13 protein-coding genes are annotated in these 15,658 nt (G+C 71.3%); 2 read left to right on the top strand and 11 right to left on the bottom strand.

Annotated features, from left to right (window positions below; translation table 11 throughout):
- Positions 1–16 precede the first annotated feature (16 nt).
- The 9 genes from M2283_RS01475 to M2283_RS01435 all read right to left on the bottom strand — a co-directional run bounded on the left by M2283_RS01475 (position 17) and on the right by M2283_RS01435 (position 10,399).
- Complete coding sequence (locus tag M2283_RS01475) at positions 17–874, bottom strand: endo alpha-1,4 polygalactosaminidase (RefSeq protein WP_280874063.1); 858 nt, start codon at positions 872–874, stop codon at positions 17–19.
- A complete protein-coding gene (locus tag M2283_RS01470) occupies positions 874–1,533 on the bottom strand; it encodes a spherulation-specific family 4 protein (RefSeq protein ID WP_280874062.1) in 660 nt (219 codons plus the stop codon). Before M2283_RS01470 ends, M2283_RS01475 begins: the two co-directional genes overlap by 1 nt.
- Entirely contained in the window at positions 1,530–2,441 is a 912-nt protein-coding gene (locus tag M2283_RS01465) for an NAD-dependent epimerase/dehydratase family protein (protein WP_280874061.1), read from the bottom strand. Before M2283_RS01465 ends, M2283_RS01470 begins: the two co-directional genes overlap by 4 nt.
- 7 nt (positions 2,442–2,448) lie before the next feature.
- On the bottom strand, positions 2,449–3,162 hold the full coding sequence (locus tag M2283_RS01460) for a nucleotidyltransferase family protein (RefSeq protein WP_280874060.1): 714 nt from the start codon (positions 3,160–3,162) through the stop codon (positions 2,449–2,451).
- Between the two features lie 31 nt (positions 3,163–3,193).
- Positions 3,194–4,195 (bottom strand): GDP-mannose 4,6-dehydratase, encoded by a 1,002-nt coding sequence (locus M2283_RS01455; RefSeq protein ID WP_280874059.1) that lies wholly within the window; start codon positions 4,193–4,195, stop codon positions 3,194–3,196.
- A 91-nt stretch (positions 4,196–4,286) separates the two neighbouring features.
- The gene (locus M2283_RS01450) at positions 4,287–5,693 is read right to left on the bottom strand and encodes a hypothetical protein (RefSeq protein WP_280874058.1); all 1,407 of its coding nucleotides are present in this window, start codon (positions 5,691–5,693) and stop codon (positions 4,287–4,289) included.
- On the bottom strand, positions 5,690–7,222 hold the full coding sequence (pelF, locus tag M2283_RS01445; protein ID WP_280874057.1) for a GT4 family glycosyltransferase PelF: 1,533 nt from the start codon (positions 7,220–7,222) through the stop codon (positions 5,690–5,692). Before pelF ends, M2283_RS01450 begins: the two co-directional genes overlap by 4 nt.
- 83 nt (positions 7,223–7,305) lie before the next feature.
- Complete coding sequence (locus M2283_RS01440; RefSeq protein ID WP_280874056.1) at positions 7,306–9,438, bottom strand: hypothetical protein; 2,133 nt, start codon at positions 9,436–9,438, stop codon at positions 7,306–7,308.
- A 433-nt stretch (positions 9,439–9,871) separates the two neighbouring features.
- Positions 9,872–10,399, bottom strand: a complete 528-nt coding sequence (locus M2283_RS01435) for a hypothetical protein (protein WP_280874055.1) — start codon at positions 10,397–10,399, stop codon at positions 9,872–9,874.
- Positions 10,400–10,763: 364 nt separating this feature from the next.
- Here M2283_RS01435 and M2283_RS01430 point away from each other — a divergent pair, with 364 nt between their 5' ends.
- A complete protein-coding gene (locus tag M2283_RS01430) occupies positions 10,764–12,818 on the top strand; it encodes a phosphocholine-specific phospholipase C (protein WP_280874054.1) in 2,055 nt (684 codons plus the stop codon).
- A gap of 25 nt (positions 12,819–12,843) precedes the next feature.
- Entirely contained in the window at positions 12,844–13,623 is a 780-nt protein-coding gene (locus M2283_RS01425) for a phospholipid scramblase-related protein (protein ID WP_280874053.1), read from the top strand.
- Between the two features lie 19 nt (positions 13,624–13,642).
- Here the strand turns inward: M2283_RS01425 and M2283_RS01420 are convergent, their stop codons facing one another.
- Positions 13,643–14,620: a hypothetical protein gene (locus tag M2283_RS01420; RefSeq protein WP_280874052.1), complete on the bottom strand. Its 978-nt coding sequence runs from the start codon at positions 14,618–14,620 to the stop codon at positions 13,643–13,645.
- A complete protein-coding gene (locus M2283_RS01415; protein WP_280874051.1) occupies positions 14,617–15,462 on the bottom strand; it encodes a phosphatase PAP2 family protein in 846 nt (281 codons plus the stop codon). Before M2283_RS01415 ends, M2283_RS01420 begins: the two co-directional genes overlap by 4 nt.
- Positions 15,463–15,658 lie beyond the last annotated feature (196 nt).

The following is a 15,658-nucleotide window of genomic DNA, read 5'->3' as shown; positions in this document are numbered from 1 at the left end:
TCGCTCCGAAGGGTGTTCAGCAGGGCCGGCGCCACACTCCGAGGTCCAGTTTCTTACTCATGGACGACAGCTTCAGCTTGCGGGACTCGGCGCAGAACTTGCTGTTGGGCACCTCGTACTCGACGTGGAAGACAGCCTTGTCCGCCGCGGTGAACGGACGGAGTTCCCCGCACTCGTCGTACTGAGCGCACTCCTCGTTGACCGCGAAGTCGAAGTGGGACAGGAGTTGGGGGATCTGCGGGAGGTCGTTCTTGAGGCCGACGGCCAGGCCGCGTTCGTGCGCGATGTCCGCGATCATGCGGTTGTACGCCAGTTGGTCGGCGGCGGTCAGCGGGAAGCCCGTCTTGTTGGCGTAGCCCTCCACCAAGTCCGGTTCCACGGCGTCGAATCCCTTGGCGCGGCACATGTCGAAGCGGTGCTCCATGATCGGCCGCAGCACGTCCAGGCGTCGGATGTCCAGCCAGCGCTCGCCCGCCCAGCCGTTGCCGGCGCCGAGCACCGACTTCGGGAAGGCGTTCTTGTCGGGGCGGTAGTTCTCCCAGGCGCCGACGTTGATGTAGCAGATGACCTTGCGGCCGGCGCGGTGCAGCCGGGTCACGTCCGCCGCCGTGTTCTCGAAGCCGTCGATGTCGTAGACGGGCACGTCGACGGAGGGCGTGACCTCCCCGTCGAGCTGCCACTGCCAGGCGACGCCGGGGCTGGGCTGCCAGCGCTTCGGCGGGGCGGGAGTCGTCTCCACGGGCGGGTCCGCGGCGGGATCGGTGGAGCGCCCCGGCGCGTCCGACGCCGTACGGTCGCCGTCCCCCGATCCCGAACACGCGCTCAGCGCCAGGGCCGCGGTCAGTAAGCCGCACGCCAGCGCGGTGCCTCTCATCACTCCGTCTCCTCCAGTGCGGGTGTCAACTGCGTCCAGGGGTTGGGAAGTTCACCCGTCACCGGTCCGGCGACACCCGCGCCGCGTTCGCGCGCGGTGCGGACGGCGAGGGGCACCAGCGCCTCGGGCACACCGTAGACCAGGTGACAGAACCGCTCGGGCGGATGCCGGGACGTCCATGACGGTCTGCTGAACGTGGAGACGTACGTCGACCAGTGGCCCTCGAAGGTGACCACGAGGTCGGCGAGCCGGGCGTACCCCGGCGCCGGGTGGATGCCGGGGTTGAGGACGACCGGCGCGGCACCGAGCTTGCGCAGGGAGCGCACCAGGCGTCTGCAGGCGGGCAGTTCGTCCGGCGAGGCCGTCACCTGGTCGAGGAAGCAGCCGTCGGTCCGGTACCACTCGCGGTACCGCAGGACGTCGTCCGTCATCTCGGCCGGGCTGCGGGCGCCGTAGTCGGTGTCGACGTACGCCAGCAGCCGGGCACCGGCCGCGCGCAGGGCCTCCGCCGCCGCGGCGAACGCGGGATCGGGCACCTGGCCCGGTCCGTTCGCCGGGTTGATCACGACCGCGTAGGTGCCGGCGGCCGCCCCGATCAGGCGGTGCCAGGCGCCGGGGTCCTCGGCGGGATGGACGTAGAGCGGAATGAGCAGGCTCACGGCGCCCGGTCGCCTTCCGGGCCCGCCGTCGCCGTCCACAGTGCGGTGAGTGAGTCGTCGAGGGGGTACGACGGCCGCCAGCCGAGGGACTCCTCGGCGGCCGTGATGTCGGAACACTGCCACGAGACCTCCCCCGAGCGTGCGGAACCGCCGCCGTTCTCCTCGATCCGCCCCCGGAACCCGGAGACGCGCGCCAGCGTGTGCACCAACTCCCGTACGGGGGTGGCCTGTCCGGCGCCGATGTTGAGGATGCTCGGCAGGGTCCGCGGGGCCGACACCGCGAGGGCCGCGGCTCGTGCGACGTCGCGCGCGTCGACGAAGTCGCGGTACGCCGACAGGTCGCCGAGCCGGATCACCGCGCCGGGGTCGCGGCCCGCCTCGCGCAGCAGACCGGCGACCCGGCCGGGCAGTCCGGCCGCCGGGGCGCCCGCGCCCACCGGGTTGCCCACCCGCAGCACCACCGCGTCGAGCCCCGAGGTGGTGACCGCGACCGTGCCGGCGAGCTTGGTGGCGCCGTACACGGCGACCGGTCGGGTCGCCGCAGACTCGGTCACCTGCACGTCCGGGACGCCGGGGCCGTACTCGGCGGCCGAGCCCAGATGGATCAGCCGGGCCGTCGGCGCCGCCTTGCGCAGCGCCGCGCAAAGGACCGCGGGGCCACGGGAGTTGACCTCGGCGATGGTCACCGCGTCGCCCCCGGTCATGCCCGCGCAGTTGATCACGGCGTCGGGTGCCGCGTCGGCCACCGCGCGCGCCAGGTCGTCCGCGCGGGCGGTGGCGAGGTCGATGCCGAACTCCGCGGCGGGGGAGCGGCCGCCGCCGAGCACCCGCACGCCCGTGAGGGTGCGCAGGTGCCCGGCGACATGGCCGCCCAGATAGCCGGTGAAGCCCAGGACGAGAATGCGCATGGGATGGTCAGGCTCCCTTGAGCAACAGTGACTTGCGGGAGGTGAACTCGGCGTTGGCCCGGTCGTAGTCGTCCGGGCGTCCGATGTCCAGCCAGTACCCCTCGAAGTCGTAGGCGTGCGGCGGGTTCTGCGTCTTCAGCAGGTCGAGGACCAACTCGTCGAAGCCCAGCGGCAGTCCGGCCGTGTAGCCGGCGAGTGTGGACCGGGACAGCCCGTACACGCCCATGGAGACGCGGTAGTCGATGCTCGGCTTCTCGGTGAAGGCGACGACCCGGCCGTCGTCGGTGGTCAGCACCCCGAAGTCGATGTGCACCTTGCGGGCGTACGTCGCGATGGTCAACGGCGCGTCCGAGTCGCGGTGTTGGCGCAGGACGTCCGCGTAGTCGAGGTCGGTCAGGATGTCGCCGTTCATGACGAGGAACTTCTCGGGCAGTCGGTCGAGCATCGTGAGCAGCGGGCCCATGGTGCCCAGTGGACTCTCCTCGGTGGCGTAGTCGATGGACATGCCCCACTGGCTGCCGTCGCCCACGTAGGCGCGGATGATCTCGCCCAGGTGGCCGATCGCGATGGTGCAGCGGGTGAATCCCGCCGCCGCGAGCTGGCGCAACACGATCTCCAGTATCGCGTGCTGATCTCCTATCGGCACGAGCGGCTTGGGCAGTGCCGTGGTGTAGGGCCGCAGCCGGACGCCCTTGCCTCCGGCCAGGATCACTGCGTGCATGGGACTCCTCCTTCTGGACGTACCGGTCGGGTCAGATGTTGTAGATGCCGGTCTTGTACCGGGCGAGGTTGGCCGGGTCGCGGAAGAACTCGACGGTCCCCAGGAGGCCTTCCTCCAGGGAGTGGGCGGGCTGCCAGCCGGTCGCGGCGGTGAGTCGGCTCGCGTCGGCGACCAGCCGCATCACCTCGGAGTTGACCGGCCGGATGCGCGCGGTGTCCTCGCGCACGTCGAGGGCGGTGTCCATCACCTTGCCGATCAGCGAGACGAGGTCGCCGATGGAGATCTCGCCGCCGGTGCCGGCGTTGAAGGTGCGGCCCACGACCTGCTCGGCGGGCGCGGTGCCGACCGTGAGGAAGGCCTGCGCGGTGTCCTTGACGTAGGTGAAGTCGCGGGTGGGGCGCAGGTCTCCGAGGGTGATCGTCCGTTCCCCGGCGGCCACTTGGCCGATGACGGTCGGGATGACCGCCCGCATCGACTGGCGGGGGCCGAAGGTGTTGAAGGGCCGCAGCGTCACCACCGGGGTGTCGAAGCTGGCGTGGTAGCTGTCGGCCAGCCGGTCGCCGCCCGCCTTCGAAGCGGCGTACGGGGACTGGGTGTTGATCGGGTGGTCCTCGGTGATCGGCACCGTCTGCGCGGTCCCGTACGTCTCGCTGGTGGAGGTGTGCACCAGCCGGGGCGTCCCCAGCGCGCGGACCGCCTCCAGCACGTTCAAGGTGCCGGTGACGTTGGTGTCCACGTAGCTGTGCGGCGCCTGGTAGGAGTACGGGATCGCGATGAGGGCGGCCAAGTGGTAGGCGGTGTCGGCGCCTTCGAGCAGGCCGCGGACCGAGCCGGGGTCGCGGACGTCGCCGAGGACGATGTCGACCTGGTCGAGGACGTCGGGGTGGAGGGTCTCCAGCCAGCCGTAGGAGGAGAAGGAGTTGTACTGCGCCATGGCCCTCACCCGGTGACCGGAGGCGACCAGCGCCTCGGTGAGGTGGGAGCCGATGAAACCCTCGGCTCCGGTGACTGCGGCGAGTGGTGCGGTGGTCAACTCGTGCTTCCTTCCTGTCGGTTGTGCTTCCTGTGGGGGGTGTCGCGATAAGGAGGTGGTGCGCGTCCGGACGGGGGCCGGGTCCGGACGGTCAGGCGTGCGGAGCGGGGCGCCCCAGCAGGCGCAGCACGCACGCCGTGAGGCACAGGGCGGCGGCGCCGCAACACAGCGACAGCGCCTCGACGCCCGGGAGCGAGTCCAGGAGGGTGAGCGCACCCGCCGCCGCGGCGGCGGCGAGGCACACTCCGGCCGGCGGCCAGGCCGCCCCGAACGCCTGGAGCAGCAGGGCCGTCCACAGCGCCGCGGCGAGCAGCAGCAGCGGGGCCGGGTCGGAGTCGGTGAGCAGGGCCGCCGGGAGCAGGGGCAGCAAGTAGGCGCAGAGGCAGAGGGCGAGGATGCCCGCCGAGCGCACCTGGAAGGCGGTCGGCGTGGCCGTCGCCCGCAGCGCCGCCACCGACAGTCCGCGGTACCGGTACAGCAGCCACTCGGCCGGCCCCATGCTCACGGTCAGCACGATCACCGCGTACGGCTGCTCCCGGCCCGCCAGCAGCACCAGTGATCCGGCGGCGAGTCCGAACAGGCCGTAGGGCAGTGAACGGCGCAGCGGGGGACGGGAGTTGCCCGGCGCCGGAGTGGCGGAGAGAGCGGTACGCAGGGTCCAGGCGGCCGCGGCAACCGCGCCCAGCAGGGACAGCAGCGGCAGTCCGGCCCGCAGCAGAGTCCCCGGTTCCCACCACGGCAGTACCGCGGCGCCGGCGATCATCGGTGTGAGTGCGGCCAGCAGCAGCCGTTCCCCGCCCAGCACCAACAGCACACCGGCCGCCGCGAGATACACCGACTGCGCCCCCGCGGCCAGCGCCGCCGGTCCTGAGCCGGTGACCAGCGAGCCCGCCGCCGTCGCCACCGCGGCACCCAGCGGGGCGCCCTTGATGAGGGTGCGAGCCGCCTCCCGTCGCCCCGAGGTCATGCGCAGGAAGGCCCGGTGGCCCAGCGCCTGGCCCCAGGCCCAGGAGATCAGTCCGGCCACGACCAGGACCGAGACCGAGCGCTCGGCGTGCCACAGCGGTCCGGTGAGCAGATAGGCAAGTCCCGGCAGTGCGAACAGGGCCCCGCGCAGGGCGCAGCGCACATGGTCCGGGCGCCAGGGATCGGTAGGCCGCGCGGGCTCCGGGAAGGTGCGCGGTACCCGTTCGTAGAGGGCGGCGGCCAGGGAGAACAGGCTCGGATGGCCGTACCGCTCCTTGATGAACTCGGCGGTCAGGCCCTCCGACTCCAGCAGCGCGGCGACCTCGTAGGCGTGCACGGCCGGTCCTATGCGGTCGGCCAACTCCGCGGCGAGTTCGTCGACCGCGGCGTGGTCAGCGCCCCAGTGCGGCTGGCGCAGCGCCAGGGTGCGGTCGTCGCCGAGCCGCCCGCGGCGTGAGCGGTCCTCGGCCAGCCGGAGGGAGAGCGTGTCGCCTTCCGCGCCGCCCGGTTCGAGCGCCATGGGCCCGCTCATCCGGCCATGCTCCCGGTTCTCGACGACACCGAGTCGTCCCCGCCCGCTTCGGCGAGTTCCACGGCGGTGTCGGGCGTCCACATCCGGCCCAGTGCCGACAGCTCCAGATAGATCGAGCGGAAGGTGTCGACGGTCTGGCGCAGGGTGAACTGCTCGATCACGCGCAGCCGGGCCGCCTCGCCCATCGTGCGGCGGCGGTCCCGGTCGGCCAGCAGCTCCAGCGCGGCGGCGGCCATCCGGGCCGGGTCGCGCGGCGGCACGACCAGGCCGGTGTCCCCGACGGCCTCGCGCACCCCGCCGACGTCCGTCGAGACGGTCGCCCGCCCGCACGACATGGCCTCTATCAGGGTGAAGGGGAAGCCCTCGCTGATGCTGGAGAGCATCACGACGTTCCCGGCCGCGTAGGCGTCCTTGATGTCCTCGACCCGGCCCTCGAAGGTGACCGCGTGGCCGTGCCCCAACTCGGCGGCCAGCGCCTCGCACCGCTCCCGGTAGGCCTCGCCGCCGCGCGGGGTGCCGCCGAACAACCGCAGTGCGGCGTCCGGGAGTTGACCCCGCACGAGCGCGAAGGCGCGGATGAGCGTCTCCAGGTCCTTGATCGGGTCGACCCGGCCGGCCCAGCTGAGGGTGGGCCGCTCCGGCTCGGGACCGGCCATCGGGAAGGCGCCCGGGTCGACGCCGTTGTACACGGTGCGTATCGATCCGGGGTCCGCGCCGCCCTGTTCCTCCCACAGCCGGTTGTAGCGGTTGCCCGGGGTGATCAGGGCCGCCCGCCGGTACGTTTCCTCGGCCAGCAGCCGGAAGAAGCCCAGCACGACGGCCTTCACGGGCCAGCGGTAGGGGGCGGTGCGATAACCGAGGTAGCGCTCGCGCAGATACACGCCGTGCTCGGTCAACAGCAGGGGTACGCCGTGCCGTTCGAGCGCGGCGAGCCCCGGCAGCGCGGCCACCCCGCCGCTGACCGCGTGCGCCACCCCGTCCTCGGGCAGCGGCGTGGCCAGCGGACGCAGGGCGTGCTCCAGCAGGGCGGTCGCGGTGATCGCGTCGTGCAGGCTCGGCCGGGCCTCCCGTACGGCCAGGCCCGGGCGGTTCCACACCGCCGTCAGCACGCCGATCGCCCGGTCGCCGCGCAGGAACGGGCTCAGCGTGCCGTCCGCCGCGGCCCGCGCCATCGTGTACAGGGCGGCGGCGAAGCCGTGCTCGGCCCGGGGGTCGAGCAGCGCCGTCAGGAACTGCTCGTAGGCGGCGGCGAGTTGGTTGCGGCTCCTGCCGCGCGGCGGGCGGCCGTCGGGCGCCGGACCCCACATGGGGACGGAGACCACGCGCGAGACGTGGTCCGGGATGTCCCACACCAGGGGTTCGCGTCCGGTGCCGGTGACGGCGACGACCTCGAAGTCGAGGTCGGGCATGCCGGTGACGAGCTGGTCGCACCAGACACTCACCCCGCCGTGACTGTGCGGGTAGGTGCCTTCGGTGAGCAGGGTGACGCGCGTTGAGCCGGAGCGGCGCGCGCCGTCGTGAACGTGCATGGTGGGGCTCCACGGCCGAGGTCGGTGGCGGTCGTTCCGGTCCCGGCCGCGATGGGTGCGGCCGGGACCGTCGGGCGTGCCGCTCAGTTCTCTGGGACGTAGGGCACCTGCTCGGTCACACCGGCGGGCACCTTGGTCGGGGGAGTGGTGGAGGTGGACGCCGGGTCCGCCGCGTCGGCGGTCGCGGTGAGGGAGGGGGTGGACGACGGCAGGGCGAGGGTCAGCGGCTGTCCCGTCGAGGTGGTCCAGCCGGAGACCTCGCCCGCGTACGCCGAGCCGAACGCCGAGCCGCCCTGCGTGGTGCCGCTGGGCAGGGTCGCGCTCACGGGCACACCGTTCGGCGCCTGGACGGTCACCGTGTCTCCGATGCGGTACGCGGTGACCTGACCGGCGTCGAGTGCCGCGTCCCGGGCCGCGCGCCGCTGCAGTTCGGTGCCGATGTCCTTCATCCGCAGGTTCACCACCGGGGTGTCGTCCGCGAACAGCGCGTGGTAGCCGTCCAGGACACCGTCGAGCACCGGGTAGGCGATCCGGTCCTCGGTCAGGTTCGACTGGTGGATGAAGTGCGGCTTGGGGTCGTTGGAGAGGACGTGCCCGAGCGCGGTCCTGGTCTCCAGCGGCACGATGTAGTCGGCGTAGCCGGTGGAGGTGCTCAGCGGAGCGGTCAGACAGGTCGAGGTCGCCGGGTTGTCCTCGCAGATGCCGCTGCCGCCCTGGGCCCGGCCGGTGTAGATCCAGTTGTACTCGTCGACCTGCTCGGCGGTCCGTCCCGCGTTGTAGAAGACGTTCATCGGGTAGCGCGAGACCGTCGTCGCGGGACCGACCTGACGCTGCACCGGGTCACGGGAGTTGTCGGAGGCGAGCCACTTCACGCCGTTGTCGGTCAGGGCCGGCGCCAGGTTGGGGTTGTCCACGGGCTGCTGCGGCAGGATCCGCAGGCCCGAGTGCTCGCCGGTCACCAACTCCTCGGTGTCCAGCGGGAGTCCGACCGACTGGCCCCAGGCGCGGTTGGTGGCGATCTCGTCGGAGATGTCGTTGCGGCTGACCCACTGGGTGCTGCCGTCGGCGTTGGTGGCGCACTTCCACGGCACCACGGTGACGTCCTGCACACAGCCCAGGAACGGGTGCGAGTAGGTGTGGTTGACCCAACGGAAGCTGTCGCGGTCGGTGACGAACTCGTCGGCCAACTCGTCGACGCCGTCGTTGTCCTCACGCTGGTTCACGGTGCCGACGGCGTTGTACACCATGTCGAGGGTGATGCCGTGGTCGGCCTGCCAGTCGGCCGCGTGGTCGACGTCCGCCGCGGTCATCCGGATCGGGTTCTCCACGCCCTGGCCGGGCGGGCAGTCGATGTCGCCCGGTGTGCAGTTGAGGGTGGAGTCCCAGCGGTCGTCGGCCGCGAACACGTCGTCCACGTGGACCGCGAAGTAGTTGCGGGAGGCGCCCAGATGCACCCCGCCGGTCATCCACTCCACGATGCCGCGGGCCAGAAGGCGGAACTGCTCCTGGTACTGGTTGTAGACGAAGGTGACGACGAGCTCCCGCCGCCCGTCGTGCCGGTACTCGCCCACCAGCGAACCCCGGGTCGACTTTCCGGGGATCGGGGCGTCGACGTACGGGGTGAAGTCCGCGCCCGCGATCGGCGTCGACAGGTACGCGTAACTCTCGCCCACGGTGGGGGAGTTGTCCTCGAAGGGCACGGACCCGTCCAGATATCCGAACGGCCCGGCCGCGCCGGCGTCGGTGACCTGCGCGGCGACGCCGTCCAGGCTGCCCGAATAGCCGCCGTTGACCGGATAGTCGAGCCCGGCCTCCGGACGCGCGTAGGTGTAGGCGTCGACCTGCGGGATCGCGTAGGTCTGCTCGTAGGCCGCCAGCGCCGTCATCTCGGCCGAACCGGCCGCGAACGGGTTGTCGTTGGGCAGGACCACGGCCTGGAACTTGGCGCGCGGAACGCCGTCCACCGTGTCCGCGAGGAAGTCCGCGTCGATGACGGGTCTCGCGGAGTCCTGGAGGTCTATCTCGGTGTACGGCGTTCCCTCGGTGTCCAGTTCGGCCGCGACGGCGTCGGTGGACGGGCCTCCGTCGCTCACGATCAGGACCCGCAGATCGACGCGGGGCGTGACCGCGTCGGCGTGGGCCGTGGCCACCGGCAGGGCGAACGAGGCTATGAGGGCGCCCACAGTGAGCGCGGTCGTGCGTATGGTCCGCTTCATGCGGTGTTGTTCCCTCCCCGGGCAGGGGTGACCACTTGCTCCCGCCGGAGCGGACGCACCCCAGTGCGCGGCGCCACGCCCCCCTCAGACGCCAGTCGCCACGCACTCGTCGCGTCACATAGTGGTGCCCCTGTGTAGCTTTTGTGGTCATGCTGCGAAACGTGACGGAAAAGTGAGGCGTCCATTCGGTCATCGCGTCGCCCGAACGGGCGCCCGCAGAACGGGAGTCCGGCAGGCGGCAGAGGTGTATCGAGGCCCCTGCCCGCTGGTCCGGTATCGATCACCGGCGAGGAAACGGCCCCCGGTCCGCCGAGTGATCGACCGGTCTGCCGGGCCGCGCCGCGTCTTTCCGATCTCGTCCGGATTTGGACCACGCCGATCTCGCCATACGGGCGGCGGCCGGTCGGCGCGGGCCGGCCGCCGTGCGGGGCCGTCAGGCGCAGAGCACCCGGGTCTCGGGCGTGTAGGCCGGGCCGCCGCTGATGTTCGTGCTGTCGCTGAACTCGACGTAGTAGTACGAGTAGAAGCCGATGTTGCCGTTGCAGCCGGAGTCGGCGGCGACCTGCAGGGTCAGGGTGACGGTACGGCTCTGACCGGGCGGGATGGTGGCGCCGTAGTTGGTGCCGAGGTTGGCGGGGCCGGTCCCGGAGCACGGGGTGGAGCCCTCGGCCGTGGCCAGCGTGCACCCGGTGAAGCTGTACTTCAGGTCGGGACGCTGGGTGGTCAGCCACGTCGGGTCGATCGTCTGGTAGACGAACCAGATGTCGTAGGTGTGGTTGTTGGTGAGCGTCATCGACACGTTCACCGTGCCGCCGGGCGTGGTGGTCGCGCTGTCGGTGGCGAACGTGACGTCGGCCTGGGCGGCCGGAGCCGCGCTCGCGCTGGGGGCCAGGCCGAACCCGGCGAGGGCGAGGGCGAGTACGGCAGTGAGGCCGAGGCGTCTCAGCAGTGTGGATCTCATGGCTCGGGAGGCTAGGCAGACGCCCCGCGCCCCGTCTGCCCCACGAAGCCCACCAGGAACGCAGGTCGGCCAGAAGTGCACGTCTTGTGAAGGTGCCGTAAACGCGTCGTCGCGTGGTGCTTCGTGGGTCGCCGTGGTCGGCCCTGGCCGACGGTGGCCGGGCGTGATTGGCGAATATCCCACTGTTGCCACCATGGGACGTTCTTTGCCAACACACCTCACGTACCGCCGAGTTTCACATCGGCGACACCCGACCCTTCCCTGACGTTCGGTGCCCTTGTAAAACTCGCAGCGCGCGGATTCCGTCACGTTCCGGACTGTTCGCACCGGCAAGTCGCACCGTCAAGAGGAGAGGCACTCCCCCATGCCCGAAGTCAACCGGCGCAGATTCCTCCAACTCGCGGGCGCCACCACGGCCTTCACCGCGCTCTCCAGCAGCATCGAGCGCGCCGCCGCGCTGCCCGCGAACCACCGCACCGGGTCGATCGAGGACGTCGAGCACATCGTCGTCCTGATGCAGGAGAACCGCTCGTTCGACCACTACTTCGGCTCGCTCAGAGGCGTCCGAGGCTTCGGTGACCCGCGCCCGGTGACCTGGCCGGACGGCACGTCCGTGTGGCACCAGAAGGACAGCGGCGGCAAGGAGATCCTGCCCTTCCACCCCGACGCCGACGACCTGGGCCTCGCCTTCATCCAGGACCTCCCGCACGGCTGGAACGACGGGCACGCCGCCTTCAACGCGGGCAAGTACGACAAGTGGGTGCCGTCCAAGGGCTCCACGACGATGGCGTACCTGAACCGCGACGACATCCCGTTCCACTACGCGCTCGCCGACTCCTTCACCATCTGTGACGCCTACCACTGCTCGTTCATCGGCTCGACGGACCCCAACCGCTACTACATGTGGACGGGTTACACGGGCAACGACGGCAAGGGCGGCGGCCCGGTCCTCGGCAACGATGAGGCGGGCTACAGCTGGACCACCTACCCCGAGCGCCTGGAGCAGGCCGGCGTCTCCTGGAAGATCTACCAGGACGTCGGCGACGGCCTCGACGCGGCCGGCGGCTGGGGCTGGATCGGCGACGCCTACCGCGGCAACTACGGCGACAACTCGCTGCTGTACTTCAACCAGTACCGAAACGCCCAGCCCGGCGACCCGCTCTACGACAAGGCCCGCACCGGCACCGACGCCACCAAGGGCGAGGGCTTCTTCGACCGGCTGAAGGCCGACGTCAAGGGCGGCAAGCTGCCGAAGATCTCCTGGATCGTCGCCCCCGAGGCCTTCACCGAGCACCCCAACTGGCCCGCCAACTACGGGGCTTGGTACGTCGCCCAGGTCCTGGACGCGCTCACCGCCGACCCCGAGGTGTGGGGCAGGACGGCCCTGTTCGTCACGTACGACGAGAACGACGGCTTCTTCGACCACCTGGTCCCGCCGTTCCCGGCCGGCTCCGCCGCGCAAGGCAAGTCGACCATCGACCCCGCCCTCGACCTGTTCACGGGCGACAGCGGCCACCCGGCCGGCCCCTACGGACTCGGCCAGCGCGTGCCGATGCTGGTCGTCTCGCCCTGGAGCAAGGGAGGCTTCGTCTGCTCCGAGACGCTCGACCACACCTCGATCATCCGGTTCATGGAGCGCCGCTTCGGCGTCCACGAGCCCAACATCTCGCCCTGGCGGCGGGCCGTCTGCGGTGACCTGACCGCGGCCTTCGACTTCTCGGACAAGGACACCGAACCGGTCGCCCTGCCCGACACCGACGGCTACCGGCCGCCGGACAAAGTCCGCCACCCCGACTACGTGCCGACCCCGCCGGCCAGTGGCACCCTGCCCAAGCAGGAGCGCGGTCTGCGCCCGGCCCGCCCGCTCAAGTACGCCCCGCGCGTGGACGGTTCGGTGGACGCGGCGGCCGGGAAGTTCACGCTCGGCTTCTCCTCCGGCGCGAAGGCGGGCGCCGCCTTCCTGGTCACCTCCGGCAACCGCACCGACGGCCCCTGGAGCTACACCACCGAGGCCGGCAAGACCGTCTCCGACACCTGGAACTCGGCGTACTCGAACGGCTCGTACGACCTGACCGTGCACGGCCCCAACGGCTTCCTGCGCGTCTTCAAGGGACCGAACAAGACCGCCGGACCCGAGGCCACCGCCCGGCACACGGGCGACGACGTCGAGCTGATCTTCACCAACAAGGGTTCCCGCACGGCCAAGTTGAAGCTGGCCGGCGGATACGGCTGCCGGCCGCGGACGTTCAGCGTGCGCCCCGGTGCCACCGTGAAGCACACCGTCGACCTCGCGGCGAGCAAGCGCTGGTACGACCTGACGGTCACGTCCGAGGGCGACGCGGCGTTCCTGCGGCGCTTCGCCGGACACGTCGAGAACGGCCGTCCCGGTGTGAGCGACCCGGCGATCATCACGAGGTGAGAAAGGCGCGGGGTACTGTGCGAAGGTGACCACTGATTCGAACGTCCCCGCAGGCTGGTATCCGGATCCACACGGAGCGCCGCGGACCCTGCGCTATTGGGACGGCGCCCAGTGGACACAGCACACCAACCCGGACGGCTCCCAGGCGACGGCCGCCCAGGAGGTGCCCCAGCAGGCCGGGGCCGCGCCGGGCGGCCCCGGCGGCCCCCTCTTCACCGAGCCGGTCCTGGTGATCAGCCAGAAGGCCAAGCTGATCGAGCTGACCAACGAGTACAAGGTCATGGATCAGCACGGCAAGCAGATCGGTTCGGTCACCGAGGTCGGACAGAGCACGCTGAAGAAGGCGCTCCGCTTCGGCTCCAGCCTCGACCAGTTCCTCACCCACCGGCTGGAGATCCGGGACGCCGAAGGTGAGCCGCAGCTGCTGCTGACCCGGCCCGCGAAGCTCCTCAAGTCGAAGGTCGCGGTGACCCGTCCGGACGGGACGCCCGTCGGCGAGATCGTCCAGCAGAACGTGGTCGGGAAGATCAACTTCGCGATCAACGCGGACGACGACCAGCAGATCGGCGCGATCAGGGCCGAGAACTGGCGGGCCTGGAACTTCGCCGTCGTCGACCACTGCGACAACGAGGTCGCCCGGATCACCAAGACCTGGGAGGGTCTGGCGAGAACGGCGTTCACGACCGCGGACAACTACGTCCTGCAGATCCACTACCAGCTGCCCGAACCGCTCCTGAGCCTCGTCGTCGCGGCGGCGCTCACCGTGGACACGGCCCTGAAGCAGGACGACCGCGGCCTCGGCTGAGGCTCCCGCCGTACGGCGATCAGAGTGAGGTGAGGTGTCCCGGTTCCGGCTGGCGGGGCACCAACGCCGGTTCCTGGGACGCCGTTTCGGGCTTCAGGGCCAGTACGGCCGCCACCGGGTGCTCGTCGTCGACGGCCGGCACCGGATACCCGTCCGCATACCTGTCCCCGGCGACCGCGTCGGGCGTCGCCCGGGTGAGCAGCACCACACCCCAGGAGGCCACTCCCGCACCCGCGAGGGCCAGCAGCACGCCGGCCGCCCCGCCCTGCAACCGCTCGCCGAGCAGGGCGAGTCCGATCGCCGCGGCGGCCACCGGATTGGCCAGCGTCACCACGGCCAGGGGCGCGCCGAGGCCGCCCCGGTAGGCGGTCTGCGACAGCAGCAGCCCGCCCGTCGCGAAGGCCGCGACCAGCAGCGCCACCCCGATCACCTGCCAGCTGAGCAACGGGCCCGAGCGGTCCGTCGCGGCCACCGTCACCGTCTGGGTGAGCGCCGAGGCGACACCGGAGGCGAAGCCGGACGCGCTCGCGTGCCGCAGCCCCGGCCGGGCGCCCGGCCACGCCAGCATCCCGATGAGTGTCGCCGTGACACCCGCGACCCCCACCGCCTCCGGCACGCTCAGTACCGTCTCGGGCGCCTGCCCGGATGCCGTCACGAGGATCGCGGACAGACCGAGCAGCGTGAGGGCCGTACCCCGCCACTCCACGGCACTGACCTTCCGGCCGGCGATCCGCGCCCCCATGGGCACCGCCGCGACGAGCGTGAGCGCGCCGAGCGGCTGGACCACGGTCAGCGGACCGTACTTGAGGGCCACCACGTGCAGCAGCGCGGCGGACGCGTTGAGCAGCACCGACCACCACCAGGCGGTCGAGCCCAGCAGCCGCACCAGGCCCGAACCGGGGTGCCGGGAGGCCAGTCGCTCCTGGGCGACCGCGGCGGCCGCGTAGGCGACGGCGGAGAAGAGGGACAGCACGACGGCGACGGCGGTGGCGCTCATCGGCCCGCTCCGACCAGGATGTTCTCGTCAGTCTGCGATCCGGTCCGTGATCCGGCAGGCGATCCGGTCGGTCCTCCGGCCGGTACGAGCTTCTCGGTACCGCGGCCGGCGGTCGTCGCCGTCCGCCGCGGCCGGTGGATCAGGGCGAGCGCGGCACCGACCATGGCGGTCGCCACGATCGCGTCGAGCCAGTAGTGGTTCGCCGTCCCCACGATCACCATCAGCGTCACCAGGGGGTGCAGCAGCCACAGCCAGCGCCAGCGGGAACGGGTCGCGGCGATCAGACCGACGGCCACCATCAGGGCCCAGCCGAAGTGCAGCGAGGGCATCGCCGCGAACTGGTTCGACAGGTGGTCGGACGAGGGCGGCCCGTAGACCGAGGGCCCGTACACGTGCGCGGTGTCCACGAGGCCGGTGGCGGCCAGCATCCGCGGCGGGGCCAGCGGGAAGACGAAGGGGAGCACCAGGGCGGCCGAGGTGAGAGTGGCCAGGACCCGGCGGGCCCACACGTAGTGGGCGGGGCGCCGCAGGTAGAGCCAGACCAGGAAGCCCGCGGTGGCCGGGAAATGGACCGTCGCGTAGTAGGTGTTCGCGATCTGGGCCAGGTCGCCGCCGTGCAGCAGCAGGGACTGCACCGAGCCCTCGCCGGGTAGATGGAGCGTCCGTTCCAGGTCCCACACGCGGGTCGCGTTGTGGAGGGCCTCGCCGGTGTGGCCCGTGGCCAGCTGCCGGCCGAACTTGTAGACGAGGAAGAGTCCTGCGACGAGCAGGAGCTCACGGACGACCGGAGGCCGCGCTATCGCGTCGGACTCCCCTTCTGCAGGCTCGGTGCGGGCATTCATCCCCCGGCCCTTTCGCTGGTGCGTGTGGTGGTGCGGTAGGAGACTCCGGCCGAGGCCGGAACTCATCGATACGTCGCCGTACCGATACGCCAGTGTACCGATACGAATGTGTACCGGTACACTGGCGTATCGATAGATGTTCTTCACACCAAGAAAGTGCGACACACTGGAATAACCGGCCCTCGGACGGGGGACC

Origin of the sequence: Streptomyces pseudovenezuelae (assembly GCF_029892565.1) — a bacterium.
Lineage (GTDB): Bacteria > Actinomycetota > Actinomycetes > Streptomycetales > Streptomycetaceae > Streptomyces > Streptomyces pseudovenezuelae_A.
Note: the sequence above shows the minus strand (reverse complement) of the source record. Positions and strands in the feature narration are given on the sequence as shown.

What these genes read in the sequence shown, in the direction of transcription:
- M2283_RS01475 (WP_280874063.1), bottom strand. Translation starts at nt 874, where the DNA reads ATGAGAGGCACCGCGCTGGCGTGCGGCTTACTGACCGCGGCCCTGGCG.
- M2283_RS01465 (WP_280874061.1), bottom strand. Translation starts at nt 2,441, where the DNA reads ATGCGCATTCTCGTCCTGGGCTTCACCGGCTATCTGGGCGGCCATGTC.
- M2283_RS01460 (WP_280874060.1), bottom strand. Translation starts at nt 3,162, where the DNA reads ATGCACGCAGTGATCCTGGCCGGAGGCAAGGGCGTCCGGCTGCGGCCC.
- M2283_RS01450 (WP_280874058.1), bottom strand. Translation starts at nt 5,693, where the DNA reads ATGAGCGGGCCCATGGCGCTCGAACCGGGCGGCGCGGAAGGCGACACG.
- pelF (WP_280874057.1), bottom strand. Translation starts at nt 7,222, where the DNA reads ATGCACGTTCACGACGGCGCGCGCCGCTCCGGCTCAACGCGCGTCACC.
- M2283_RS01440 (WP_280874056.1), bottom strand. Translation starts at nt 9,438, where the DNA reads ATGAAGCGGACCATACGCACGACCGCGCTCACTGTGGGCGCCCTCATA.
- M2283_RS01435 (WP_280874055.1), bottom strand. Translation starts at nt 10,399, where the DNA reads ATGAGATCCACACTGCTGAGACGCCTCGGCCTCACTGCCGTACTCGCC.
- M2283_RS01430 (WP_280874054.1), top strand. Translation starts at nt 10,764, where the DNA reads ATGCCCGAAGTCAACCGGCGCAGATTCCTCCAACTCGCGGGCGCCACC.
- M2283_RS01420 (WP_280874052.1), bottom strand. Translation starts at nt 14,620, where the DNA reads ATGAGCGCCACCGCCGTCGCCGTCGTGCTGTCCCTCTTCTCCGCCGTC.
- M2283_RS01415 (WP_280874051.1), bottom strand. Translation starts at nt 15,462, where the DNA reads ATGAATGCCCGCACCGAGCCTGCAGAAGGGGAGTCCGACGCGATAGCG.